Genomic DNA, 26,257 nt, shown 5'->3' on the forward strand with positions numbered 1-26,257 from the left:
ATTGAGCGATTTATGTTAAAAGTAGTGATTGCAGGGGTTTCCGGCCGTATGGGACATGCCCTGCTGGATGGTGTATTTTCAGATAGTGGTCTGCAGTTGCATGCGGCCCTGGACAGGGCTGGCAGTGCCATGCTGGGCCGCGATGCCGGTGAGCAATTCGGTAAAGTGACTGGCGTTAAGATCACGGCAGATGTGGTGGCAGCACTGCAAGGTGCCGATGTGCTGGTCGATTTCACGCGCCCGGAAGCCAGCATGCAGTATCTGCAAGCCTGCCAGCAGACCAAGGTCAAACTGGTCATAGGCACCACCGGTTTTAATGACAGCGAAAAAGCTTCCATTGAAGCTGCTGCCAGACAAACAGGCATCGTATTCGCGCCGAATATGAGTGTGGGCGTGACCTTGCTGATCAACCTGGTGGAGCAGGCCGCACGCGTGCTCAATGAAGGTTACGATATCGAAGTCGTTGAAATGCATCACCGCCATAAAGTAGACGCGCCTTCTGGCACCGCTTTGCGTTTGGGTGAGGCTGCGGCCAAAGGCATAGATAAGGCGCTCAAGGATTGTGCCGTGTATGCGCGCGAAGGCGTGACCGGCGAGCGTGAAACCGGCACCATAGGCTTTGCCACCTTGCGTGGTGGTGATGTGGTCGGTGACCACACGGTGGTACTGGCAGGTGTGGGCGAGCGGGTAGAGTTGACGCATAAAGCCTCCAGCCGGGCGACCTTTGCCCAGGGCGCTTTGCGTGCTGCCAAGTTCCTGGCGGATAAACCAGACGGCTTGTTTGATATGCGTGACGTGCTGGGTTTTGACAAAACATAGCTGATTTTTGCCCTCCGCTGGCTCTTGAGTGACTAGCGGTAATAGGCTATAATGCTGCAATTCTGAAACGGGAAGAGTCCAAAAAGCTTTTCCCGTTTTGCACATCTATTCACCGGCGGTTGAAGTCAGCTTCCAGCGTTTGCGTGAACCCTCTAAAGGATGTGTTTCGTATCAAACTTAAGGAGCTAAAGGTGTCAAAAACAATTCCAGCGATTTTAGTCTTAGCAGATGGAACTGTTTTTAAGGGCATTAGCATTGGCGCTTCGGGTCATACGGTTGGCGAGGTCGTGTTCAACACTTCCATGACCGGCTATCAGGAAATTCTTACTGATCCATCTTATGCCTCACAAATCGTGACGCTGACTTATCCGCACATTGGTAACTACGGTACCAATAGTGAAGATGTAGAGTCGGGCAAAGTCTATGCTGCAGGTCTGATCATTCGTGACTTGCCCTTATTGGAAAGCAATTTCCGCAGTGAACAAAATCTTTCCGATTATCTCAACACTAATCATGTAGTGGCGATCGCCGATATCGATACGCGTAAACTGACGCGTATCCTGCGCGAAAAAGGCGCACAGGCTGGCTGTATCATGGCCGGTGAGACGGTAGATGAAGCGCAGGCTTTGGCCTATGCCCAGGGTTTCCCTGGCCTGGCCGGTATGGACCTGGCCAAAGTGGTGAGCTGTAGTGAGCCTTATGAGTTCACCCAGCAGGAGTGGCAGCTGGGCAAAGGCTTTAACAAGCCTGCAGCACAGCAGTTTCATGTGGTCGCATTCGATTATGGTGTCAAACTGAATATCCTGCGCATGCTGGTTTCGCGTGGCTGTAAGGTCACCGTATTGCCAGCGCAGGCCACGGCTGAGCAGGCATTGTCTTATCAGCCGGATGGCATTTTCCTGTCCAACGGCCCTGGCGACCCTGAACCATGCGACTACGCTATCAAGGCCATCAAGACACTGGTGGATACCGGCATACCGACCTTCGGTATCTGTCTGGGTCACCAGTTGCTGGCGCTGGCCAGCGGTGCCAAAACTTTGAAAATGAAGTTCGGTCACCATGGTGCCAACCATCCGGTACAAGACGTGGATAGCAAGCGCGTGTATATCACCAGCCAGAACCACGGTTTTGCCGCAGACCCAACCACTTTACCCGCCAATATTAAAATCACGCACGTCTCATTGTTTGACGGCAGCCTGCAAGGCATTGCGCGTACCGACCAGCCAGCCTTCAGCTTCCAGGGCCACCCGGAAGCCAGTCCCGGCCCGCAAGAAATGAGCGTGTTGTTTGATCGCTTTATCCAGTTAATGCAAGATAGAAAGTCCAGCTAATGGCAAAAAGAACTGACATTAAAAGTATCCTGATCATCGGTGCCGGTCCGATCGTCATCGGCCAGGCCTGTGAGTTTGATTACTCTGGCGCACAAGCATGCAAGGCCTTGCGCGAAGAAGGTTATCGCGTGATCCTGGTGAACTCCAATCCTGCCACTATCATGACCGACCCGGAAATGGCAGATGCGACTTATATCGAGCCTATCACCTGGCAGATCGTAGAAAAGATCATTGAAAAAGAGCGTCCTGACGTGTTACTGCCTACCATGGGCGGCCAGACAGCATTGAACTGTGCGCTGGACCTGGACAAGCATGGCGTATTGCAGAAATATAATGTTGAGCTGATCGGTGCTTCTAAAGAAGCGATCGATAAAGCCGAAGACCGCCAGAAATTCAAAGAGGCGATGACCAAGATCGGCCTGGGCTCTGCACGTTCAGCCATCGCGCACAGCCTGGAAGAAGCACTGCAGGTGCAAGCCAATATCGGTTATCCGGCCATCATCCGTCCTTCATTCACCATGGGCGGCAGTGGCGGCGGTATCGCTTATAACCGTGAAGAGTTCATTGCCATTTGTGAACGCGGCCTGGATGCTTCACCTACCAATGAATTGCTGATCGAAGAATCGCTGCTGGGCTGGAAAGAATACGAGATGGAAGTGGTGCGCGACAAAGCGGACAACTGCATCATTATCTGTTCTATCGAGAACCTGGACCCTATGGGTGTGCATACCGGTGACAGCATCACGGTGGCACCTGCGCAGACACTGAGCGACAAAGAATATCAGATCATGCGTAACGCCTCTCTGGCTGTACTGCGTGAGATAGGCGTAGATACCGGTGGTTCTAACGTACAGTTTGCCATTAACCCGGCAGATGGCCGCATGATAGTCATCGAGATGAACCCGCGCGTGTCGCGCTCATCAGCCCTGGCTTCCAAAGCCACTGGTTTCCCTATCGCCAAAGTGGCGGCCAAACTGGCGGTGGGTTTCACCCTGGATGAATTGCGCAATGACATCACCGGTGGCCAGACCCCGGCTTCGTTCGAGCCTTCCATCGATTACGTGGTCACCAAAGTGCCGCGTTTTGCGTTTGAAAAATTTCCGCAGGCTGATAGCCGTCTGACCACACAGATGAAATCTGTAGGCGAGGTGATGGCGATAGGCCGTAACTTCCAGGAATCTTTCCAGAAAGCCCTGCGTGGCCTTGAAGTCGGCGTGGACGGACTGGATAGCGTGACCGATGACAAAGACCGCATCGTCAAAGAAATGGGCGAGCCTGGCCCCGAGCGTATCTGGTATGTAGCCGATGCCTTCCGTCTGGGCATGAGCATAGATGAGATCTTTGATATCACCAAGATAGACCGTTGGTTCCTGGTGCAGATCGAGGAGCTGATCAAGCTGGAGCAATCGCTGATAGGCAAACACATTGCCGATTTAAGCAAAGAGACCGTGTTTAGGCTCAAGCGCAAAGGCTTCTCTGACCGCCGTCTGGCCAGGTTGCTGGATACTGACCAGCACGCGGTGCGTGCTTTCCGTCAGGCGTTGGGTGTGCGCCCGGTTTACAAACGTGTGGATACCTGCGCGGCTGAATTCGCCACCAATACCGCTTATATGTACTCGACTTATGAAGAAGAGTGCGAATCACAACCTACCAGCAACAAGAAGATCATGGTGCTGGGTGGTGGTCCTAACCGTATCGGCCAGGGCATTGAGTTCGACTATTGCTGCGTGCATGCTGCTTTCGCCATGCGCGAAGATGGTTATGAAACCATCATGGTCAACTGCAACCCGGAAACCGTGTCTACCGATTATGACACTTCTGACCGCCTGTACTTTGAGCCGGTGACCTTGGAAGATGTGCTGGAGATCGTCAATATCGAGAAACCGGTAGGCGTGATCGTGCAATATGGTGGTCAGACACCATTGAAACTGGCGCGTGACCTGGAAAAAGCCGGTGTGCCTATCATTGGTACCACACCAGATGCGATAGACCGCGCTGAAGACCGCGAACGTTTCCAGCAGATGTTGCACAAGCTGAACCTGAAACAGCCACCTAACCGTACTGCGCGTGCGCCTGAAGAAGCCATACGCCTGGCAATGGAGATCGGCTACCCGCTGGTGGTCCGTCCTTCCTACGTGCTGGGCGGCCGTGCCATGGAGATCGTGCACGAGCAGAGCCAGCTGGAGCGCTATATGCGCGAAGCGGTGAAAGTGTCTAACGAGTCACCGGTGTTGCTGGATAGATTCCTCAATGACGCGATAGAGGTGGATGTAGATGCACTCAGCGATGGCGAAGATGTACTGATAGGCGGCATCATGCAGCACGTCGAGCAGGCTGGTGTGCACTCCGGTGATTCGGCCTGTTCACTGCCACCTTACAGCCTGAGCGATGCTTTGCAGGATGAATTGCGCAGCCAGACCGTGCAAATGGCTAAAGCCCTGGGTGTAAAAGGCCTGATGAACGTGCAGTTCGCCGTGCAGAATACCGAGCAGGGTGAAGTAGTGTATGTGCTGGAAGTCAACCCGCGTGCTTCACGTACCGTGCCTTTCGTTTCCAAAGCCTGTGGCCTGCAACTGGCAAAGATCGCCGCCCGTTGTATGGCAGGTCAGTCACTGAAATCACAAGGCGTGACTAAAGAAGTCATTCCTCCTTACTATTCAGTCAAAGAAGCGGTGTTCCCGTTCATCAAGTTCCCGGGTGTGGATACCATACTCGGCCCTGAGATGAAATCCACCGGTGAAGTGATGGGCGTAGGCAACACGTTTGCCGAAGCGTTCGTCAAATCACAATTAGGTGCCTCGGTTAAAATGCCTACTGGCGGCCGTGCCTTTATCAGTGTGCGTAACGAAGACCACCGCAAAGTGATCGATATCGCCAAAGACCTGGTCAGCCTGGGCTTTACCCTGGTCGCGACCAAAGGCACTGCGCGTGCCTTGTCTGAGCAGGGGCTGGATGTGACACCGGTGAACAAGGTCGCTGAAGGGCGTCCGCATATTGTGGATATGATCAAGAACAACGAGATCAGCCTGATCGTGAATGTGACAGAAGATAAAAAAGCGATCACCGATTCATACGAGATCCGTCGTAGCGCCTTGCAAAACAAGGTGACATATTACACGACGCTGGCCGGTGCGCGTGCTGCCTGCATAGGTATGGCACAAAGCAAGGATATGGATGTGTATTCGGTGCAAGACTTGCACAAACGTCTGGCATAACTTACACTAAGCCAATTATGCTTTGGTCAGTTAGCTGATAGACCTTAGTTGATTCATCAAGAAATATAGTAGTTAGCTGTTATTGAAATAAGCCACGCTCGACCGGGTGTGGTTTATTTTTTTTATACTTCATTTTTTCAAGGTTTTCGTTATGGCAGTAAATCAATTTCCTGTGACCGTGCTCGGTGCAGAACTACTCAAAGAAGAATTACAACGTTTGCGCGCGGTTGACAGGCCTAACATCATCCAGGCGATCGCCGAAGCGCGTGCGCAGGGTGATCTGTCAGAAAATGCCGAATATGAAGCGGCCAAAGAACGCCAGAGCTTTATTGAAGGCCGTATTTCCGAGCTGGAAGCTAAACTTTCCAACCTGCAGATCATAGATCCAACCACCTTGAATGCAGACGGTCGTGTAGTGTTTGGCGCCACCGTGCGTTTTGAAGACCTGGATTCCGGCGATAGCAAGATCTACCAGATCGTTGGTGAAGACGAAGCGGATATCAAGAACGGCAAGATCTCGGTCAGCTCACCGATCGCGCGTGGCCTGATAGGTAAGTCCGAAGGCGAAGTGGCCGAGGTGCAATCTCCGGGCGGTATCAAAGAGTACGAAATCATAGAAGTGCAGTATATATAGCGTTTGCTCGCAAGCGCCTCTATTCAAGGAAAGCACATGGCACGCAAAGCTGGATTGATCGCATGGATAAGCCCGGTAGTGCTCACTCTGTGGGTGGGTGCATTGTGGATGACGGGTATTACTGCCAGCGTGCTGTTCCAGAACATCGCTGACCGGCAACTGGCCGGGTTGGTGGCGGGCAAGCTGTTCACCATCGTCAGCTATATAGGCATAGGCAGTGGCCTGTGGCTATTGATACAGCGCCTGGCCGCGGATGGTTTTTCAGCTTTCAGGCAAAGCCTGTTCTGGATAATACTGCTGATGTGGATACTGGTACTGGTAGGCGAATTCGGTATCCAGCCGCTGCTGGCGCAACTCAAGGCCAGTGCCTTGCCGAATGACGTGATGCAAAGTGTTTTCGCCAGCCGCTTTAAAACCTGGCATGGCATCGCCAGTGTTGCCTACCTGGTGGAATGTGTGCTCGGCTTGTGGCTGGTGATCAAATCCAGTTAGACGATAAAAAAACGCGCATTCTTGCGCGTTTTTTAACTGAGCAACTGCTTTACAGTTTTGGGATAACGATCTTTGCTGAGGCTTTCACAGACTCACTGGCGCGGTAGAACACCAGTTGTTTACCGATATGGTGCACAGCGAGCGCATTCACTTTAGTGGCGATCTCATCCAGCATGGCTTTGCGCAGGGCGCGGTCATCACCTGACACCTGTACCTTGATCAGTTCATGTGCATTCAGGTTGAGATCTATCTCTTTTAACACCGCCTCGGTCAGGCCGTTATTGCCTATCATGACCACTGGATTCAACGTGTGGGCAAGGCCACGCAAGTGCGCGATTTGTTTACTATTTAATTGCATAAAAGCATTCCTTCAAGACAGCCCCTATTTTAGCACGAAGCCTATATTCACCCTATGAAACCTTCTAAAACCAGTAAAGCCTGGATGCAAGAGCATCTGAATGACGAATATGTCAAACGCGCACAAAAAGAAGGTTACCGGGCGCGCGCCGCCTATAAATTGCTGGAGATCGATGAAAAAGACAAACTGATCAAGCCTGGCATGACAGTGGTCGACCTCGGCTCCACACCGGGCAGCTGGTCGCAGGTGGCGGTGCAACGCCTGAAAGGGCAGGGCCGCGTGATCGCACTGGATATCCTGGAAATGCATGGGATGCCCGGCGTTGAATTTATTTGCGGCGATTTTCGCGAAGAGGCGGTGCTAAAACAACTGGAAGCCAGCCTGAAAAACAAACTGGTGGATGTGGTCATTTCTGACATGGCGCCGAACATGAGCGGCCTGAAAGACGTAGACCAGGCGGGCGCGACGCATCTGACCGAACTGGCACTGGAATTTTGTCAGGACTGGTTGAAACCTGGCGGGCATTTCCTGGTCAAAGTGTTCATAGGCAGCGGCTTTGACGAGATCGTCAAACAAATGCGCAGCCAGTTTGAAAAGGTAGTCACACGTAAACCGAAAGCCTCTCGTGACCGCAGCAGCGAAGTCTACTTGCTGGGATTGCATCGAAAACCCTGAAATGCAACGGTTTTTGCCTTCTAGTTTCATCGCACAAGCATAAATATATGTATACAATACAATGTAGGGCTTGAAAATTTTGGTATCACCCTCATTGTCACCAGTAGGGATATTCCCCGCCTTTCGTTTTTTAGTTAAGGAACCATCTTGAACAATCTATTGAAGAATATCGCGATTTGGGTAGCTATCGCCTTGTTGTTGATGACGGTATTTAATCAATTCAACGGCACCAGCAAAAATAGCGGTCAGGTGGTTTACTCACAATTCATGCAAGAGGTCAGGGATGGCCGCGTGGCAAAAGTCCAGATCGATGGGCGCAATCTGCACGTCACTACCAACGAAGGCAAAAACTACGATACCTTCACCCCTTCAGACCCATGGCTGGTCTCAGATCTGTTAAAGAACAACGTCATTGTGGATGCCAAGCCTGAAGAGCGCGAATCCATGTTGATGAGCATTTTCGTTTCCTGGTTCCCTATGATCTTACTCATAGGTGTGTGGATCTTCTTTATGCGTCAGATGCAAGGTGGCGGCAAGGGCGGTGGCCCATTCTCTTTCGGCAAGAGCAAAGCACGTCAACTGGACGAATCGAATAACAGCACTACCTTTGCCGATGTGGCCGGTTGCGACGAAGCCAAAGAAGAAGTCGCCGAACTGGTTGAATTCCTCAAAGACCCGAGCAAGTTCCAGAAACTGGGCGGCCGTATCCCGCGTGGCGTATTGATGGTAGGCCCTCCGGGTACTGGTAAAACCTTGCTGGCACGCGCGATCGCCGGTGAAGCAAAAGTACCTTTCTTCAGCATTTCCGGTTCGGACTTTGTAGAAATGTTTGTCGGTGTGGGTGCGGCCCGCGTACGCGACATGTTTGAGAACGCTAAGAAAAATGCGCCTTGTATCGTTTTTATTGACGAGATAGATGCGGTCGGTCGTCATCGTGGTGCCGGTACTGGCGGCGGTAACGATGAGCGCGAGCAGACCTTGAACCAGATGCTGGTGGAGATGGATGGTTTTGAAGCGAACTCCGGCGTGATTGTGATCGCTGCGACCAACCGTGCCGATGTGCTGGATAAAGCGCTGTTACGTCCTGGCCGTTTTGACCGCCAGGTGATGGTAGGCTTGCCGGATATCAAAGGCCGTGAGCAGATCCTAAATGTACATATGCGCAAAGTGCCTATCGACCCGGACGTGAAAGCAGATATCCTGGCACGTGGTACCCCTGGCTTTAGCGGTGCCGACCTGGCCAACCTGGTCAACGAAGCCGCCTTGTTTGCAGCGCGTCGCAACAAGCGCACAGTGGATATGCAGGACTTTGAAGATGCCAAAGATAAGATCTTTATGGGCCCTGAGCGTAAATCCATGGTCATGCGTGAAGAAGAACGCCTGAACACGGCTTACCATGAATCCGGCCATGCTGTGGTTGCCAAGTTATTGCCTACTGCCGACCCGGTGCACAAAGTCACCATCATGCCGCGTGGCTGGGCGCTGGGCCTGACCTGGCAGTTGCCTGAGCATGACCGCATCAGCAACTACAAAGACAAGATGTTGCATGATATCTCTATCCTGTTCGGTGGCCGTATCGCCGAAGAGATCTTTATGCACCAGATGTCTACCGGCGCTTCGAATGACTTTGAGCGGGCCACCAAGCTGGCGCGTGATATGGTCACCAAATATGGTATGTCTGATAGCCTGGGTACCATGGTTTATGCCGGTAGCGAGCAGGATTCGTGGATGGGTAGCATGTCTTCGCGCACCGTGTCAGAAGCGACCCAGCAAAAAGTGGATGCCGAGATACGCCGTATCCTGGATGAGCAATATGCGCTGGCGCGTAAACTGCTTGAAGAGAATCGCGACAAAGTCGAAGCCATGACCAAAGCCTTGATGGAAATGGAAACCATAGATGCTGACCAGATCAATGACATCATGGCTGGCTTGCCAGTGCGCCCGGCCAAGCCTAAAAATGGGCCTGCAGTCAGCAGCAATGGTGGCAGCGGTAGCGGTGGTACTGTAGTGAATACATCGCCGCAACCTACCGCTAAAACTGATGAAACCGATTTTAATAATCAATAGTTTAAATAATCAATAGACTCAGAGCTTTAAGTTAGAATATAAAGGCTGGCTTTTGCCAGCCTTTATTTTTTTGACAGAATTGTTTTTATGCACTTACGCTGCGGCGCATTTAAATTAGATCTGAGCACACCCCAGGTGATGGGGATACTCAATGTGACCCCGGATTCGTTTTCGGATGGTGGGCAATATACGCACAACGAATCTGCAGTGGCGCATGCGCTGCAACTGATTGAAGATGGCGCAGCCGTGCTCGATATCGGTGGCGAATCCACCCGCCCTAATGCCACGCCTGTGCCGCTGCAGCAAGAGTTGCAACGCGTCATCCCGGTGATAGAGGCATTGGTTGCGCGCAATATCGCTGTGCCCATTTCCATAGATACCTATAAACCCGCCGTGATGCGGGCAGCCATAGAAGCAGGTGCCAGTATCGTCAATGATGTACGCGCCTTGCAGGAAGCCGGCGCGATGGACGTGGTGGCCGCAAGCAACGCTGGCGTCTGCCTGATGCATATGCAGGGCACGCCGCAAACCATGCAGGATGATCCGCAGTATGACGATGTGCTGCTTGAGGTCAAGGATTTCCTGCGCGCACGCCGAGATGTCTGCCTGGCTGCAGGTATCAGCGCCGACCGCATCTTGCTGGACCCGGGATTTGGTTTTGGCAAAACACGCGCGCATAATATCGCTTTGGCCAGGTCACTGTCTGAGTTGCTAGATCTGGACTGTCCGTTGCTGGTCGGCCTGTCGCGTAAATCGGTATTAGGGCAGGTGACGGGTAACGATGTCGCTGCCCGCTTGTATGCCAGTGTGGCGGCTGCCGTGGTGAGTGCCATGCAGGGCGCGCATCTGTTGCGCGTGCATGATGTCAAAGCTACGGTAGAAGCATTAAAAGTCGTCACAGCACTCAAATAAATCAGAAAAGTATAATAAATCAAGAAAGTATCATAAATATGGCTAAACAATATTTTGGCACTGATGGCATCCGCGGACGTGTGGGTGAGTCTGTCATCAATCCCGAATTCGTCATGAAACTGGGCTACGCTGCCGGTCGCGTGTTGGCCAGCCAGGAGCAATTGCCCAAAGGCCAGCGTCCTACAGTGTTGATAGGTAAAGACACGCGCATTTCCGGCTATATGCTCGAAGCCGCGCTGGAGGCAGGGCTGTCAGCCGCAGGTGTGGATGTATTGCTGACCGGCCCCATGCCTACGCCGGCAGTCGCTTACCTGACCCGTGCGTTGCGTGCGCAGGCCGGCATAGTGATCTCGGCGTCACATAACCCGTATTACGACAACGGTATCAAATTCTTTTCCGCGCAGGGCACCAAACTCGCCGACGATGTAGAGTTTGCCATAGAGGCGGAGATCGCCAAACCCATGCAGGTGATGGAATCGGCCAGCCTGGGCAAAGCCAGGCGTGTGGATGATGCCGCCGGGCGCTATATCGAGTTCTGTAAAAGTACTTTCCCCAGCCACCTGGACTTGCGTGGCCTGAAGATAGTGCTCGACTGTGCGCATGGCGCCACCTATCACGTGGCCCCGGATGTGTTTCATGAACTGGGGGCCGAAGTCATCGCCATAGGCAACCAGCCTGACGGGCTCAATATCAATGAGCAGGTAGGCTCTACTCATCCGCAAGCCCTGCAAAAGGCCGTGCTTGCGCAGCAGGCTGACCTGGGTATCGCCTTTGATGGCGATGGTGACCGTGTCATGATGGTCGATGGCAGCGGACAACTGCTGGATGGTGACCAGCTGCTGTATATCATCGCCATGGGCCTGTATGCCAAAGGCAAGCTCAAGGGTGGCGTTGCGGGCACGCTGATGACCAACCTGGCGTTGGAACATGCACTGCAAAAACATCAGATCCCGTTTGGCCGTGCCAAGGTAGGTGACCGTTATGTGCTTGAATTATTGCAGAGCAAGAACTGGAAACTGGGCGGCGAAAACTCAGGCCATATCCTGACCCTGGATAAACACAGCAGTGGTGACGCCATCATTGCCGCGCTGCAGGTGTTACATTCACTGCGTGAGAGCGGCAAGACCCTGCAGCAACTGGGTGCAGACCTCGCCCTTTATCCGCAGGTGCTGATCAATGTCACTACTAAACAAAAGCTGGACCTGGAACAAAATGCGGTGCAGGATGCGGTGAAACAGGCGGAGACCGCACTCAATGGTGAAGGCCGGGTATTGCTGCGCGCATCCGGTACTGAACCCAAGATACGCGTCATGGTAGAGGGCCTCAACCAGTCACTGGTGCAATCGCAGGCAGAAGCGCTGGCGGCGGTGATACGCGAGCTGGCCGCTTAATCAAACAGGGAGTAGGGCATGGATACCTTTAGTCACGCGCTGTGGGGGTATGGCTTGTTCGGCATACGCAAATACCCGAAGTTTGCCGCCCTCATGGGTGCCATGCCCGACCTGATCTCGTTCGGCGCGCTTATGCTTACGCGCGTGATCGATGGGACTTATCGCTGGGGCAAGCCGGCACTGGCCAGTCTGCCGGACTGGATCTATCCGGCCTATACCGTGGGCCACAGCTTTGTGATCGCCTTTGCCGTCATCGGCCTGGTCGCCATCTGGCGTAAGGATATCGCGTTCGCCATGCTGGGCTGGCCGTTTCATATCACGCTGGATTTTCCGTTCCACAGCCTGGAATATTTCCCTACACCTATGTTGTGGCCGCTGTCAGATTACAAGATAGACGGTATTCCGTGGTCAAACTGGTATATCTGGTTGCCGAATGTGGCCGGCATCATCCTGTTGCTGGCTTACCGCCAACGGCAAAAGAGAAAGCGCCTGAACGGCCTGTAGGCCTGATGGGCATCAGCCTGGCGCATCAGGCTTGCACATGAAATGCGATCTTGTGCTGGCCGAATGCCTGTTTGATGCGTTTGAAATATTCGCGCTTGACCGCAGCCTGCTGCAGCGGCAATACCTTGAAACGGCAGCGGATCACTAATGCATCGTCGGTCAGCTTGCCGATATCAGTCACTTCGGCAGGCGCCAGTATCTTACTCCTGAACGCATCGTCTTCTGCCAGCTGGTCAGCTGCTTGCTGTGCCACTTCTATCGCCTTGCTGCTGTTATCCTGATCGGCCAGGGTGATCTCTATGCCGGCGTAAGAAAAATCGCGTGAGCGGTTGGTGACGGTGAGGATCTGGCCGTTAGGCACATAGTGCACATTGCCGTCATCGTCGCGCATCTTGATATAACGGAGCGTGATCTCTTCTACCAGGCCAGATTTGCCGGCCACCTCTATCACATCATCTTTACGGATCTGGTTTTCCAGCAGCAAAAAGAAACCGGTGAAATAATCTTTGACCAGGCTTTGCGCGCCAAAACCTATCGCCAGGCCGACCACCCCGGCAGCGGCCAGTACCGGGGCGATAGAAATACCCAGTTCATGCAGCACCTCGACGATGGTGATGGCGATAATGACGGTGGTGATGATGTAGCGCAGCACCATGGTCACGGTATTGATACGCTTGACCTCTTCCAGGTGATTGCTGGTTTGATTGCTCAGGCTGTCACGCAAGGCGTTCAGCGCCCGTTTGCTCAAACGGTTAAGCAGATAGGCGATAGCCACGATGACAAAAATACGCAGCAGGGTCTTGGTCAGCGCCATAGCCTCGGCCGGGTTGGCGATGCCAAAGTAGGTAAACCATTCAGTCATGCAGGGGTTCCTTTTCTGATGTTAAGCCGCCAGCCAGTAAGCGGTCAGTTTAGGTAGGATGATGGCGTCATCTTCAATTTGCACGGTCTGGCCGCTGCACAGGTCTATCAGTGTGCCTTCGGCTTTTTGCAGATTTTTTTGTTTGAATAAATGCAAGGCTGCCCGCTGCGGGTGTACGTCAAAATTGGCGATCACCACCACTTTCGGGTTCATGCCGGTTTGCACATAGCGGTGGAAAGCAAACAGATGCGGGTTGACCATATCTATCAGTTCCCTGTTGTTCAAATCGGCAAACGCAGCGATCTCCTTGCGCATGGCGATCATCTGCTTGATCTGGCTGAACAGGCGTTGCTGCACGGTGCCGGGCTCGTTCCTCAGCGCCATCACCTCCCAATCCAGGGTAGGTCTGTGCACCCAGCGGTTATCATGCATTTTGGAGGAATCCTGCAAATAACCGTCATTGTTCAGGGTGCCTACCGAGTCACCGTAATAGATCAGCGGGATACCGCCAAATGACATGATCAGGTTATGCAACAGCACTATGGTGAGTATGGCATTATCGATCGCCGGCTGGTCATTGTTGGCCAGTGCGGTTTCCAGGCCGGCCAGCGAGGCCAGCGCACCGGAGATACGGGCATCGCCGGTTTTACGGTTGACACCAAAGGCAAAACCGCGCGCGTTAGAATCAGGGTATTGGCCGGTGTAATAATCAACCAGGAAACGGCGGTGCGAGACTGGCTCAAAACCCGAAGCGATGATCGCCTGGTCACTGAAACCCAGGCCGATATCGTCATGGCAGCGTACATAATTCAGCCAGGTAGCGCGGTCCAGTTTTTCCGGCAGGTCTTTGACGCCATTGGTCAGCAACACCGTGTTCTTGGTGGCGACCGCATCCCATAACAAGGCCATAAAGGTCGCGTTATAGGCGATCTCGCATTCCTTGGCATTGACCGCATCTTCACCAAAATATTTAATGATCTCCAGCGGGGCGACGATCGCTTCGGCAATAAAGATCACGCCTGGCGCAGTCACCTGGCAACAGTCTTTCAGCAATTGCAGGATCAGATGCGCTTCACGTTCATTCTGGCTGGTGCTGCCTATCTTTTTCCACAAAAAGGCCACCGCATCCAGCCGCAGGATATCCACGCCTTTATTGGCCCAGAAAAGGATGATATCGACGATCTCTATCAAGACCGCCGGGTTGCTGTAGTTGAGGTCCCACTGGTAGTCATTGAAAACGGTCATCACCCATTTGCCGGTTTCAGCATTAAAGGTGAAACTGCCTGGCGCATGCTCGGGAAACACTTCCGGCATAGAAGCTTCAAACATATCAGGCAACGTGCGGTCAGGGTACATATAGTAATAATCCTGATAACGCTGCTCGCCATTCTTGGCATTCATGGCCCAGGCATGCTGGTCTGAGGTGTGATTGGCCACCACATCCAGCGTCAACAGCATATCGCATTGCTGCATGGCGGCGATCAATTGCTCCAGGTCTTCCATAGAGCCATAGCGCGGATCGACTTTGCGGAAATCGCGTACCGCATAGCCGCCATCATTGGCTTGCTCCGGACAGTCGCAGATAGGCAGTATGTGCACCAGGTTGACCCCCAGCTCCTGCAGGTAGGCCAGCTTGTCTTTCATATTGGCCAGGTTGCCGGCAAAGCCTTCGCAATAAAGCGCCATGCCGACCAGCTTTTGTTGCATGAACCAGTCATGGTTCTTCTCACGTTCCAGGTCTTTCAGCCTTAAATGCGGCGCACGCTGGGCATATTGCCTGGAAAGCACAGACACCAGGCTGGCAAGCTGCGGCTTGAAGTCTTCACGCTGCCCGTATAAATGCTGAAACAGCGAATAGATCGCATAAAAATTGGCACCCAGCCGGGTATAAAAATGCTGCCAGTCTTCACCTTTGGGTTGTTTAACTTCTGTCAGGATGTCATTCAGTAAAGAATGCGAGATTTGTTCGTACATGGTCAGTGCTCCTAAATCACTTTTCCAGCTGCAGTTTCGCGCGCTTTTTTCTTACCCGGCCTGGCCGGCGGGTCGTCACTGGTTTTGCCTGTTGCTGCAGGCGTGCCAAATTTGTAATGCTGCATGCCTTCCAGAATGCCGTGCGCATAATTGGCTTCGGCAAAATAAATGCGGTTCACGCCTTTGAGGTGGCTGAGTTCTTCACTATGGTTACCCACCACGACCGCCATGGTGTCGCCCATCAACATCTCAATATCATTGCCGGAATCGCCTGAGACCAGGAAGTTAGCCAAAGGCAGCCCCCATTTATAAGACAGGTAGCGGATGGCGTGCCCTTTGGAAGCGCGCACGGGTAACAGGTCGAGGAATTCGCCATGCGAATAAATCAGTTGTGCATGCAGATGCTCTTTACGCAGATGGGCATGGATCTCGTCCAGGGCAGGCATTTTTTTGGGGTCTACGATATAAGATATCTTGAATTCGCGTTGATTTTCCGCCGATTGCAACTTGAGGCCTGGGATCTTTTTCATGGCCTCCAACAGGTATTCCCTGCGCCATAAATGCCGGATATGGTTGGCCCAGCCGACATCAGGGATGCTGCGCAAACCATAATGGATCTCGGAGCCGACTGAGGTGATCAGCACATCCGGGATAGGAATGCGGTTTTTGCGCAAAATGTCTATGGCACTTTCCAGCGGCCTGCCGGTGGCAATGCCGAAAATATTGTAGCCGGAGTGGCTGCGTAGCCAGTCGACCAGGGCTTCGTGCCCCTCGCGGTTACCGAGCAAGGTGTTATCGATGTCGGTGATAAAAGCATGTTGTGCCAGCGGGATATGCGACTTGCCGTTATGGATGGCGACCTGCTGCCGGCGCAGGTTCTTGCGCTGCTTGCGCAGCAGGTTACGCACCTCTTTGACATATTTATTCACATGGCCGGCCCAGGTGTAATGGCGTTTGACATTCAACACGCCACTCTTGGACCATTTACGCCAGCGCGCCCTGTCGGTCAACGCCGAAAGCAGGGTATCGCCTATGGCCTCGCTATCCAGGGTGTCCACCAGCAAGCCGTGGTGGCAATTGCCCAGGATATCGCGCGGGCCGCCATCGTCCGGTGCGATCACCGGCAGGCCGCAGGCTGCGGCTTCCAGTAGGGTCAGCCCGAACGGCTCAGTGAATGCGGCATTGATAAATACGCCACGGCTTTTAGCGGCCATGCGGTACATTTCAGGCACATCTTCCTGGGCATGGGTCTTGGGAATAGAGACTTTGCCCCACAGATCATAGGTGTCAATGTCGAGCAGCAGGTCTGTGAGTACTGTGGCCTGTGATTTTTCCAGATCACGGATATTCTCGCGGCTGCCAGCCACCAACACCAGGTTGGCACGCCGCTGCAAGGCAGGGTTATTGCCATAGGCAGTGATCAGGCCTTTGATGTTTTTACGTAGCTCCGGCCTGCAGATGCACAGAATCATAGGCTTTTTGGGGTTATCCAGAAAGCGATTGATGTTTTGCTCCACCGTGGCCGAGATAGGCCGTCTGCCCGGCGGTAAAAAACGCGAAGTGTCGGTGCCCGGCGGGATCACGCGAAAACGCTTGGGGTCAGGGCGGGTATACATGCCATATTGCAGTTCGACTTCCTGGCGGGTGCTGGTGACTATCAGCGAAGCATGTTGCACCAGGGCTTCTTCTTCGGTGATGCGCCGTTCAAAATTAAACTGCTTTTCGATTTTTTCTGCTTTACGGCCACTGGAAAGCAGGCGTTCCTGCTTGGGTTTGCCCAGGGAGTGCCCAGTGTGTATCTGCGGAATGCCCAGCAACATTGAAAGCTGTCGCCCTACATAGCCGGCATCGGCATAATGGGAGTGGATCACATCCGGCAGGCGGCCTTGCTGGCGTAAATAATGCAGGCAACGGTCCACCATCTGGTCCAGGTGCGGCCATAGCACCTCTTTGCGCAAATAACGTTTAGGCCCGCAAGGCACGCGTATGATGCGAGCCTTATCACTGATTTTTTCTTCAGGTTGCGCATAGTCATCGCTAACATCGGGGTCCTGGATCAGGCGGGTGAGCAGGTCCACCTTGCCCACCTGCGGGTGCTCAGCCAAAGCCTTGGCCAGGTCTAGTACATAAGTGCACTGGCCACCGGTATCCGCGTCTACGCCAAGCTCCAGCTCCTCACCGCGGATCAAGCCATGAACACTGATGAGCAATACATATAAAGGGTCATTCTTTTGTTGATGTGGCGCACGCATACATTCCTAACAGCAATTTATAAAACCTGGGCGGCATATCAGTCCAGTTGGGGCTGATGTCTATGCCTATAGCTGGCTAGTGATGTATAGGGAAGAGGGCGATGCAAGTATATTTGCTTGTTTGAATGCATCGGCATCCGTCGCGTCGCTTTCCAGCGGAAAGCACGGTGTCACTAACCAGCAAAATTGATATATAAAGTGACACTAGCGTACAACAGAAGTTTAGTGGCGGTCTGTAGGAATCGTCTGAAAATAAAAGCCCTGCCGGTGTTGCGCAGGGCTTGTGTACTGGCAGTAAGGGGCTATTCAGGCTTTAGCATTCCTGACCAGTGGCGAAAAATACGCCACCTGCAATGTGGTGAATAGTGCGTAAATCGTCATGCCCTTCAAAATGCCAGCGCCCATCACTGAACACCCGCTCATCGGCATGCGCGGCCACTACTTCAGCAATAAACAGATCATAAGTCTGCTGATTATGCGGTTCAGGGATGATCCTGCATTCCAGCCACGCCACACAGTCTTTGACCAAAGGCGCGCTGATTTCCTGCGCTGCAAATGTTTCAATCCCGTATTCAGCAAACTTGTCGGTGTCTGGAAAATCCCGGCCGCTGCTATTGCCGACTTTCTTCACCATCTCGATCTGTTTTACACATGGCAGGTTGATCGCAAACGTACCCTCAGCTTCCATCAGCTCACGGGTGTAGGTTTTGCTATCGATCACTACGGTGACTTTAGGTGGCTTGAAGTCTAAAGCGCATGCCCATGCCGCGGCCATGATATTGCGTTTGCCAGCATGGGAGGCAGTGATGATAGTAGTAGGGCCGTGGTTCAACAGGCGGGTTGCTTGAGAGAGTGGTATGGATTTAATCATGTCTGTACACATCTTTTTCTGTGAGACTGCTGATAGACCTGCGGCCATTGTTACTTGATGGGTGGTTGAGGTGCTTTAAGGTTTTGTTCGCTGGACTGGGTCACTATGTATGGGGTGCCAAGCCGCTCGGCCTCTTGCCTGGCTTTCAATGCCGCTCTACGCAGAGCCTGGTCTACATCTTGCAGTTCTTTATTAGCAGGTATTTTTTTGCTGACCATTACTTTTCCCCTGTTTCTAGTAAATTCGGTTGCGAATATGAATTGTCATACAAGGACCAGGAGTCTGCCAGTGGTTTGTATATGTTATGAAAGTTTTTAAGCCCGGCATTAAATCTTCGACGTATAGTGGCTTCAGGTATGTCATGTCCGCCCGCTGCAACTCGAGCCGCGACACGCTGAATGGCAAATTCTTCGCTAGGAAGGCTTAGGAAAATCAAGGTGATGTGATATCCCAGCTTTTTCCACTCCATGATATCTTTTGCATAAGCTCTGCCTGAAAGTGTCGATTCAAACGCAAAACTATTGGCTTTTTTTACGTTGAATTCTATTTCATTGAGCATAAGTCTAGCTGCCTTCACAGAAACTGTTTCAGGCGCAAATGGTGCAAGGCCGGCTGCAATTAAATCGGCATTAATGAAAGTGGGGCAATTGGCCTCATTAGGCAGGTACTCTTTGGCGAAGGTGGTTTTTCCTGCGCCATTTGGCCCTGCAATAATGATGACCTTTTGCATTACTTCTGCCAGTTGTCTCGCAATGTCACCGTTCTGTTAAACACCGGTTTGCCTGGCACGCTGTCTTTGCGGTCGGCGACAAAGTAGCCGTGGCGCTCAAACTGGTAAATATCGCCGGCCTGGGCTTCTTGCGCACCTTGTTCCAGTTGTGCCGTGATGGTGGTCACTGAATCCGGGTTGATGTCATCCAGGAAGTCGCGGTCGCCGCTACCGGGATGCGCTGCTTTGAACAGGCGGTCATATAACCTGATCTCGGCAGCATAGGCATGCGCTGCGCTGACCCAGTGTATATTGCCTTTGACTTTGACGCTGTCTGCGCCCGGTGTGCCGGATTTGGTGTCTGGCAGGTATTCGCAATGCACCACGGTCACATTACCGGCAGCATCTTTGTCGCAGCCTGTGCATTTGACGACGTAGCCGTAGCGCAGGCGCACCATATTGCCGGGGAACAGGCGGAAATAGCCTTTGGCAGGCTCTTTCATAAAGTCTTCACGCTCAATCCAAAGTTCTTTGGAGAGTTTAACTACGCGTTTGCCGAGGTCGGGTTTTTGCGGATGGTTAGGCGCGTAGCAATCTTCTTCCTGGTTGTCCGGGTAATTATCAATCACCAGTTTGATCGGGTCTAGCACGCCTATCTTGCGCGGTGCGGATTCGTTGAGCACTTCGCGCATGCAATCTTCGAGTATGCTGTAATCTATCCATGAATCGGCCTTGGACACACCGATACGGTCGGTAAACAGTTTAAAGCCTGCTGGCGTATAGCCGCGACGGCGCGCACCAGCCAGGGTAGGCAGGCGCGGATCATCCCAGCCGCTGACGTGTTTTTCTTCTACCAGCTGTATCAGTTTGCGTTTGGAAAGCACGACGTAAGTCAGGTTCAAGCGCGCAAATTCATACTGGTAAGGCACCGGGTTGGCCAGCAGACCGGCTTCAACCAGTCTGGCCATCAGCCAGTCGTAGAACGGGCGCTGGTCTTCAAATTCCAGTGTACAGATAGAGTGGGTGATCTGTTCCAGCGCATCTTCTATCGGGTGGGCAAAGGTGTACATCGGGTAAATGCACCATTGGTCACCGGTGTTGTGGTGATGCGCGCGGCGGATGCGGTATATGGCCGGGTCGCGCATATTGATATTAGGCGAGGCCATATCAATCTTGGCGCGTAACAGCATGCTGCCGTCGGCGTGTTTGCCATCGCGCATTTCGCGGAAGATACGCAGGTTTTCTTCTGCGCTGCGGTTGCGGAAAGGCGAATCTTTGCCTGGCTCAGTCAGCGTGCCACGGTTGATACGTACTTCTTCGGCAGTTTGTTCGTCTACATAGGCATGGCCATGCGTGATCAGCGCTTCTGCAGCCTGGTACATCACATCGAAATAATCCGAGGCAAAATACAGATTGGTTTCGACACCGTTGGGCGTGCTGTTGTTCCAGCCAAAGCCCAGCCATTGCACCATGTCAGAAATGCTGTCTACGTACTCCTGGCTTTCTTTTTCCGGGTTGGTGTCGTCAAAACGCAAATGGCAGACGCCGTTGTAATCACGCGCCAGGCCAAAATTGAGGAAAATGGATTTGGCGTGACCGATATGCAGATAGCCATTCGGCTCGGGCGGAAAGCGGGTGCGTATCCTGGCAAAGTCTACCTGGCCGCTGGCTTGATGTGCGGCATCACCCGGTGAGCCCGCCCAGTGCTTGCTGGCATATTTGTTTTCGGCCAGGTCTTTTTCGATGATGGCACGAATAAAGTTGGAGGCGGCGGGAATCGGTTCTTTTTCTGTAGACATGGCGAATCTTGAAGTTTCTGAAGTGTGTTTATTTTACACGCTTCATCCCCTGACCCAAAACCCTTAATAGGCAACTGGTATAGGCTTAGTTGCGGGCGTTAAGCAACAGGCTGTGCATGGCGTCTATGCTAAACTGCAGGCTGTGATGACCGTCTTGAAGCTAGCGCATAAAATAAGCCTATGAATAAACTGGCATTTCCCATACTGGCAGTATTGGCCGATGGCAAGTTTCACTCAGGCGAAGCGCTGGCGCAACGCTTCGGCGTGACGCGTGCCACGGTATATAACGCCATCCTCGCCGCGCAGGCGATAGGCATCACGGTGTTTTCGGTTCGTGGACGTGGTTACCGTTTACCCAAGCCGGTGACGCTGCTGGATGCCGAAGCCATTTTCCAGGCTTGCGGCGAATACGCCTCATGGTTTCATTTGCAGGTGCTGGCACAGGTCGATTCCACCAACCGCTATCTGATGCAGGAAAGTGCGCGTGGCGTAGCTCACGGCACCTGTGCCGTGGCGCAGGTGCAAACGGCAGGCCGCGGGCGCAGAGGCCGCAGCTGGCTTTCGCAGCTGGGCGGCAGCCTGACTTTTTCATTATTGTGGCGCTTTCAGTGCGGGGCGGCAGGGCTGTCCGGCCTGAGCCTGGTGATAGGCCTGGCACTGTTGCGTGCCTTGCATGAGCTAGGCCTAACTGAAGTGCAGCTGAAATGGCCTAACGACCTGGTGGTCATGTACCAGGGTCAGTGGCATAAACTGGGTGGCATTTTGATAGAACTGCAAGGCGATATGGAAAGCCCTAGCGCGGCGGTGATAGGCATAGGCCTCAACCTGGATATTGAGCAAGCCATGCGCGAGCAGATTGAGCAGCCGGTGCTGGGCCTGAACCAGTTAGCCGGACACAGCTTGAATGCCAACGCAGTGCTGGGCCGTTGCCTGGCCGCCCTGGCTGTACATTTGAACCAGTTTAGCGAGCATGGTTTTACTTATTTCCAGCAGGCGTGGATGACGCACCACGCTTTTCATCAGCAGGCGGTGAATCTGTTAATGGCAAACGGCCAGGTGGTGGCCGGGCAAGTCACCGGCGTGGCAGAAGAGGGCAGTCTGCTGGTTGAAACCGCCAGTGGCCAGCAACGCTTTAATGCAGGAGAGATCAGCGTGCGGAGTGCAGCATGAAACTATTGATAGATGCCGGCAATACTCGTACCAAATGGGCGTGGTGCCCTGAACCGCCACTGACTCTGGAAATGCATATGCAGGTGGTCGCGCTCGAAAACCGGTTATGGCTGCACGACAGCGGGTGCGCAGATAGCCAGGCCCTGCATGCCGCACTGGCGCAAGCCACCGAGATACTGGTCAGCAATGTCGCCGGTGCCGGCTGGTTGCAATCGCTGGCTGCGGTCAAAGAAAAAGTCACCGTTATCAAAGCAAGCCCCACTTTACTGGGGCTGCATAATAGTTACAGCCTGCCTGCCCAGTTAGGCAGCGATCGCTGGTGCAGTGTGCTGGCGGTGTGGCTGTTACATCAACGCGATGCCCTGGTGGTGACCGCTGGCACGGCCATGACTATGGATGCCCTGGTTACGGATGCATTGGTTACGAATGCACCGATCACGCAAACTGTGGCCGCAGAGACCAGCGCCACTTTTGCCGGCGGCAGCATACAGCCCGGTCTCAGTCTGATGTGGCAGAGCCTGCAACAGGGCACGGCGCAGCTGGATCATGACTATCCGCACAATACCGCGCTCGCTAATGGTTTTGCGCGCAATAGCCAGCAGGCGATGTGGGCAGGCTGCGTGCAGGCGCTGATCGCCCCTATGGCCAGCCAGTACGCGCAGTTGCAATCATTGACTGACGGGCGCCAGCCGGCTTTGGTGCTGAGCGGTGGCGATGCGATGATTTTGCAGAGATATTTGCCAGATGCATTGTCATTGCAGGCGATTATTGTGGATAATCTGGTATTAAAGGGGCTGGCCTGTTTGGCTGAAAGTACATAACAATGAAAAGATTATTCTGGATACTGCTATTGTTGAATATAGTCGTGTTTGCCTATTTCAAACGCGACGCTTTCTCCCCCGCCTTGAGTAGCCTCAAACCCGAAGTCCATCCCGAAAAAATCAAGTTACTCAGCGCCAGTGCGTTGGAAGCTTACCCCAAACGCACGGTGGCGCCGGCGCAAGATACCGCACTGATTGCCAGCCCGCCAGCGCAAGAGACTACAACGGCCGCAGCAGCCACTGAAAGCAAACCTGCCAGTAAAAAAGAAACGGTCAAGCCCGCTGAATCACGTCCGGCTACACCAGTGCTATCTACACCCGGGGTATGTTATGAGTGGAGCAGTTTTAATACCGCCAGGGTCAACGAGGCCGTCAGCCTGGCGCAACAACTCAACATCAAGACCCAGGTCGGCCAGCCGGTATTCGGCCAGGAGAATATCCGTTACTGGATCTACAAACCGCCCATGGCATCTGCCGAAGCAGCGCAGACCAAAGCGGATGAGTTGCGCAAATTAGGGGTAGAAGACTTTTTTATCGTCCAGGATGACCCGAAATGGCGTAATGCCATCTCATTCGGCGTGTTCCGCGATGAAAAACTGGCCGATAAACTGATGGAAGACCTGAAAGCCAAAGGTGTGCGCCTGCTGATCAAGTCGACCCGCAATGGCGGCCAGGGCCAGTCTGTGATCAAGCTGTTCAGTGTTTCTGCGCAACAGTATTCAGCTTTGCAAAAGTCGCAGTCGCAGTTCCCGGACGCGGTGCTTAAAGAAATCGCTTGCCAGTGAGATCCCTTATTAGTGGCCATGTGCTCACCCAAACAAAAAGCCCGCGATCGCGGGCTTTTTGCTGTTTATAAAACGTTCTGAGCTTAATGCTTTTTAGGCCCTAGCGCTTTTTAGGCGGCAACATATCGGTGATGGTGCCTTCCTTGACTTCGGCAGCAAAGCATATGGTTTCGGATAAAGTCGGGTGCGCATGTATGGTCAACCCCAGATCATGTGCATCCGCACCCATTTCAATGGCGAGTACCGCTTCTGCCAGTAGTTCACCAGCATTGATGCCCACAATACCGGCACCGATCACTCTATGGGTCTGCTTATCAAAAATCAGCTTGGTGGCGCCTTCAGTGCGTGCGATAGACAGTGCACGGCCACTGGCCGCCCACGGGAAACTGGCTTTATCTATCTCTATGCCTTTGGCCTTGGCTTCAGTTTCGGTCAGGCCTACCCAAGCGACCTCAGGGTCGGTGTAAGCGACTGATGGGATCACCGAGGCGACAAATTCGACCTTGTGGCCGGCAATCACTTCGGCAGCGACTTTGGCTTCATGCGTGGCTTTGTGTGCCAGCATAGGCTGGCCGACAATATCGCCAATGGCGAAGATATGCGGCACATTGGTACGCATTTGTTTATCAACGGCAATAAAACCTCTGTCGTCGACGGCGACGCCGGCATTTTCGGCACCTATGTTTTTACCATTAGGACGGCGGCCGATGGAAACCAGCACGCGGTCATATTTCTGGGTTTCCTTGGGCGCGTTCTCGCCTTCAAAGTCCACATAAATACCGTCAGCCTTGGCTTCAAGTTTTGCCACCTTGGTTGAAACCATGATGCTCTCGAAGCGTTTTTCCATACGTTTCTGCAGCGGGCGGATCAGGTCACGGTCAGCGCCGGGGATCAGGCCATCCATAAACTCAACCACGCTGACTTTAGTGCCCAGCGCGTCATATACAGTGCCCATCTCCAGGCCTATGATGCCGCCGCCTACTACCAGCATGCGGCCAGGGATATCTGCCAGTGCCAGTGCGCCGGTAGAATCCATGATACGGTCATCATCCGGTGCACCAGGGAATTTGGACGCCTGCGAACCGGCAGCGATAATGGCATTGTCAAAGCCGACCAGGGTGGTCTTGCCATCGGCAGCGGTGACTGCGATCTGATTGGGGCTGGTGAATTTACCCAGGCCAGTCACCACGGTGACGCCTCTGGCCTTGGCCATTTGCGCCAGTCCGCCAGTCAGCTTGTTGACCACGTCATTGGATTTCCAGTTGCGCAGTTTGTCCAGATCTATCGCAGGTTTGCCAAAAGTCAGACCATGACTTGCGGTCTCTTCGGCTTCGGTGATGACTTTAGCGGTATGCAACAGCGCTTTGGAAGGGATACAGCCGACGTTGAGGCAGACACCACCCAGGGTAGGGTAACGCTCAATCAGCACTACTTTCAGGCCAAGGTCAGCGGCGCGGAAAGCGGCAGTGTAGCCGCCAGGGCCTGAGCCCAGTACCATCACCTGGCAAGTCACATCGTTATTGCCGGTAGCTACTGCCGCTTGCGGGGCGGCAGCCTTGGTTTCGGGGCTGGTCGCAGCTGCTGGTGCTGGTGTAGGGGCTGGAGTCGCTGCTGGCGCAGGCTCAGCCGGTTTGGTTTCCGCGCTGGCAGCGGCTGCGCTTTCCAGCAGCAGGATCAGGCTGCCTTTGGCAACCTTGTCGCCGACCGCGATCTTGAGTTCTTTCACTACACCGGCGTGAGAAGACGGGATATCCATGGACGCTTTGTCGGATTCTACTGTCACCAGTGAATCTTCCTTGTCTATGGTGTCGCCGACCGCGACTAATACCTCGATTACATCGACGCTGTCAAAATTGCCGATATCCGGCACCACTACTTCAACCAATTGACTCATGAAAACCTTACGTTCAGAAGAATTTTGCTATTTTAACACCAAAAAAACGATATCAGTTTTAGCGTGTTCAGCTGGCCTAGCGGCTAGACTTTCTTATCTGTTAGTCACCCTTATCTGTTAGTCACCGGGATTTTTCCATTGGCAGGTGCAGAGAGGAGTATAGGTTTTTGTGTGCAGATTTCGTGGCCGTAATTGCCACCGGTGTCATCAGGCTCGTAATAGTCATTCTTAAAAGACCATAGCTTGCCTGCTTTGGTGAACTGGCCGAGGCCGGTAGAGAACTCTGCAAATTTGGCATCAGACAATTTAAATGTCATGGCCAGCTGTTTGCCACGGGTAATGGCCTGGCCGGTATAGCTCTGTTTGTTCTCGGTGTGGGTCGCCAGGTCGTACACGGCGATCTGCGAAGTGCTGTTACGACGGTTCTTCTTCAGATAGATCGTCACCTCATAATCACCGACTGTGATGTTGTTGCCTTTGCACAGGTACTCACCGCTGTAATCAGTAGTAACAACAGCAGGCGCTGCGGCGGCAGAAAGGGAGAAAGCGGATAGCAAACAAATTGCTGTTAAACTGGATTTAACGTTCATATGACTTAAGAGATAGTTATTTGGCGAGATAGGGTTAAAAGCAAGCAGTTTGAGCCATACTTTTTGAATATCGTTTCATCATAATTCCATTTACTTAAATCACCAAGTCTCTTTTAGCAATCGGCTACCTGC

At 53.2% G+C, this 26,257-nt stretch carries 23 protein-coding genes; 13 read left to right on the plus strand and 10 right to left on the minus strand.

Annotation, left to right across the window (positions count from 1 at the left end):
* Nucleotides 1–12: 12 nt before the first annotated feature.
* From dapB to ACFQ1Z_RS01180, 5 genes are all read left to right on the plus strand, one after another.
* A complete protein-coding gene (dapB, locus tag ACFQ1Z_RS01160; protein WP_379054805.1) occupies nucleotides 13–819 on the plus strand; it encodes a 4-hydroxy-tetrahydrodipicolinate reductase in 807 nt (268 codons plus the stop codon).
* Between the two features lie 191 nt (nucleotides 820–1,010).
* On the plus strand, nucleotides 1,011–2,150 hold the full coding sequence (carA, locus tag ACFQ1Z_RS01165) for a glutamine-hydrolyzing carbamoyl-phosphate synthase small subunit (protein ID WP_379054807.1): 1,140 nt from the start codon (nucleotides 1,011–1,013) through the stop codon (nucleotides 2,148–2,150).
* On the plus strand, nucleotides 2,150–5,365 hold the full coding sequence (gene carB / locus ACFQ1Z_RS01170; RefSeq protein WP_379054809.1) for a carbamoyl-phosphate synthase large subunit: 3,216 nt from the start codon (nucleotides 2,150–2,152) through the stop codon (nucleotides 5,363–5,365). The genes carA and carB overlap by 1 nt, the downstream gene beginning before the upstream one ends.
* A 151-nt stretch (nucleotides 5,366–5,516) precedes the next feature.
* Complete coding sequence (greA, locus tag ACFQ1Z_RS01175) at nucleotides 5,517–5,999, plus strand: transcription elongation factor GreA (RefSeq protein WP_379054811.1); 483 nt, start codon at nucleotides 5,517–5,519, stop codon at nucleotides 5,997–5,999.
* A 36-nt stretch (nucleotides 6,000–6,035) separates the two neighbouring features.
* Nucleotides 6,036–6,491, plus strand: a complete 456-nt coding sequence (locus ACFQ1Z_RS01180; RefSeq protein WP_379054813.1) for a DUF4149 domain-containing protein — start codon at nucleotides 6,036–6,038, stop codon at nucleotides 6,489–6,491.
* A gap of 49 nt (nucleotides 6,492–6,540) precedes the next feature.
* On the opposite strand, the gene yhbY is transcribed toward ACFQ1Z_RS01180, so the two are convergent.
* The gene (gene yhbY / locus ACFQ1Z_RS01185) at nucleotides 6,541–6,849 is read right to left on the minus strand and encodes a ribosome assembly RNA-binding protein YhbY (RefSeq protein WP_379054815.1); all 309 of its coding nucleotides are present in this window, start codon (nucleotides 6,847–6,849) and stop codon (nucleotides 6,541–6,543) included.
* A gap of 54 nt (nucleotides 6,850–6,903) precedes the next feature.
* Between yhbY and rlmE the strand changes: the two genes are divergently transcribed.
* The 5 genes from rlmE to ACFQ1Z_RS01210 all read left to right on the plus strand — a co-directional run bounded on the left by rlmE (nucleotide 6,904) and on the right by ACFQ1Z_RS01210 (nucleotide 12,398).
* Nucleotides 6,904–7,524: a 23S rRNA (uridine(2552)-2'-O)-methyltransferase RlmE gene (gene rlmE / locus ACFQ1Z_RS01190; RefSeq protein ID WP_379054817.1), complete on the plus strand. Its 621-nt coding sequence runs from the start codon at nucleotides 6,904–6,906 to the stop codon at nucleotides 7,522–7,524.
* 147 nt (nucleotides 7,525–7,671) lie between these two features.
* A complete protein-coding gene (ftsH, locus tag ACFQ1Z_RS01195) occupies nucleotides 7,672–9,591 on the plus strand; it encodes an ATP-dependent zinc metalloprotease FtsH (protein ID WP_379054819.1) in 1,920 nt (639 codons plus the stop codon).
* An 87-nt stretch (nucleotides 9,592–9,678) separates the two neighbouring features.
* Complete coding sequence (folP, locus tag ACFQ1Z_RS01200; protein ID WP_379054821.1) at nucleotides 9,679–10,503, plus strand: dihydropteroate synthase; 825 nt, start codon at nucleotides 9,679–9,681, stop codon at nucleotides 10,501–10,503.
* Between the two features lie 38 nt (nucleotides 10,504–10,541).
* Nucleotides 10,542–11,894, plus strand: coding sequence for a phosphoglucosamine mutase (gene glmM / locus ACFQ1Z_RS01205; RefSeq protein WP_379054823.1), 1,353 nt, complete (start codon nucleotides 10,542–10,544; stop codon nucleotides 11,892–11,894).
* Between the two features lie 18 nt (nucleotides 11,895–11,912).
* Entirely contained in the window at nucleotides 11,913–12,398 is a 486-nt protein-coding gene (locus tag ACFQ1Z_RS01210) for a hypothetical protein (RefSeq protein WP_379054825.1), read from the plus strand.
* 25 nt (nucleotides 12,399–12,423) lie between these two features.
* Here the strand turns inward: ACFQ1Z_RS01210 and ACFQ1Z_RS01215 are convergent, their stop codons facing one another.
* The 7 genes from ACFQ1Z_RS01215 to ACFQ1Z_RS01245 form a co-directional block, all read right to left on the minus strand.
* Entirely contained in the window at nucleotides 12,424–13,260 is an 837-nt protein-coding gene (locus tag ACFQ1Z_RS01215) for a mechanosensitive ion channel family protein (RefSeq protein ID WP_379054827.1), read from the minus strand.
* A 21-nt stretch (nucleotides 13,261–13,281) separates the two neighbouring features.
* Nucleotides 13,282–15,234 carry an alpha-amylase family protein gene (locus tag ACFQ1Z_RS01220; RefSeq protein WP_379054829.1) on the minus strand — a complete coding sequence of 651 codons (1,953 nt, stop codon included), beginning with the start codon at nucleotides 15,232–15,234 and terminating at the stop codon, nucleotides 13,282–13,284.
* An 11-nt stretch (nucleotides 15,235–15,245) separates the two neighbouring features.
* Nucleotides 15,246–17,486 carry an HAD-IIB family hydrolase gene (locus tag ACFQ1Z_RS01225; RefSeq protein WP_379054831.1) on the minus strand — a complete coding sequence of 747 codons (2,241 nt, stop codon included), beginning with the start codon at nucleotides 17,484–17,486 and terminating at the stop codon, nucleotides 15,246–15,248.
* A gap of 313 nt (nucleotides 17,487–17,799) precedes the next feature.
* Nucleotides 17,800–18,357, minus strand: coding sequence for a flavin reductase family protein (locus ACFQ1Z_RS01230; protein WP_379054833.1), 558 nt, complete (start codon nucleotides 18,355–18,357; stop codon nucleotides 17,800–17,802).
* 50 nt (nucleotides 18,358–18,407) lie between these two features.
* Complete coding sequence (locus ACFQ1Z_RS01235) at nucleotides 18,408–18,575, minus strand: hypothetical protein (RefSeq protein ID WP_379054835.1); 168 nt, start codon at nucleotides 18,573–18,575, stop codon at nucleotides 18,408–18,410.
* Nucleotides 18,575–19,087: an AAA family ATPase gene (locus tag ACFQ1Z_RS01240; RefSeq protein WP_379054837.1), complete on the minus strand. Its 513-nt coding sequence runs from the start codon at nucleotides 19,085–19,087 to the stop codon at nucleotides 18,575–18,577. The genes ACFQ1Z_RS01235 and ACFQ1Z_RS01240 overlap by 1 nt, the downstream gene beginning before the upstream one ends.
* Nucleotides 19,087–20,865, minus strand: coding sequence for a glutamine--tRNA ligase/YqeY domain fusion protein (locus ACFQ1Z_RS01245; RefSeq protein ID WP_379054839.1), 1,779 nt, complete (start codon nucleotides 20,863–20,865; stop codon nucleotides 19,087–19,089). The genes ACFQ1Z_RS01240 and ACFQ1Z_RS01245 overlap by 1 nt, the downstream gene beginning before the upstream one ends.
* Nucleotides 20,866–21,045: 180 nt before the next feature.
* Here ACFQ1Z_RS01245 and ACFQ1Z_RS01250 point away from each other — a divergent pair, with 180 nt between their 5' ends.
* From ACFQ1Z_RS01250 to ACFQ1Z_RS01260, 3 genes are read left to right on the plus strand one after another with little or no spacing between them, the layout of a single operon-like run.
* Complete coding sequence (locus ACFQ1Z_RS01250; protein ID WP_379054841.1) at nucleotides 21,046–22,035, plus strand: biotin--[acetyl-CoA-carboxylase] ligase; 990 nt, start codon at nucleotides 21,046–21,048, stop codon at nucleotides 22,033–22,035.
* The gene (locus tag ACFQ1Z_RS01255; RefSeq protein ID WP_379054843.1) at nucleotides 22,032–22,856 is read left to right on the plus strand and encodes a type III pantothenate kinase; all 825 of its coding nucleotides are present in this window, start codon (nucleotides 22,032–22,034) and stop codon (nucleotides 22,854–22,856) included. Before ACFQ1Z_RS01250 ends, ACFQ1Z_RS01255 begins: the two co-directional genes overlap by 4 nt.
* Nucleotides 22,857–22,858: 2 nt before the next feature.
* On the plus strand, nucleotides 22,859–23,641 hold the full coding sequence (locus tag ACFQ1Z_RS01260) for an SPOR domain-containing protein (RefSeq protein WP_379054845.1): 783 nt from the start codon (nucleotides 22,859–22,861) through the stop codon (nucleotides 23,639–23,641).
* 100 nt (nucleotides 23,642–23,741) lie between these two features.
* On the opposite strand, the gene lpdA is transcribed toward ACFQ1Z_RS01260, so the two are convergent.
* Nucleotides 23,742–25,535 (minus strand): dihydrolipoyl dehydrogenase, encoded by a 1,794-nt coding sequence (gene lpdA, locus ACFQ1Z_RS01265; protein WP_379054847.1) that lies wholly within the window; start codon nucleotides 25,533–25,535, stop codon nucleotides 23,742–23,744.
* 110 nt (nucleotides 25,536–25,645) lie between these two features.
* The gene (locus ACFQ1Z_RS01270) at nucleotides 25,646–26,092 is read right to left on the minus strand and encodes a hypothetical protein (RefSeq protein WP_379054848.1); all 447 of its coding nucleotides are present in this window, start codon (nucleotides 26,090–26,092) and stop codon (nucleotides 25,646–25,648) included.
* Nucleotides 26,093–26,257 lie beyond the last annotated feature (165 nt).

Source organism: Methylophilus luteus, from assembly GCF_042676265.1.
Taxonomy (GTDB): Bacteria; Pseudomonadota; Gammaproteobacteria; order Burkholderiales; family Methylophilaceae; genus Methylophilus; species Methylophilus luteus.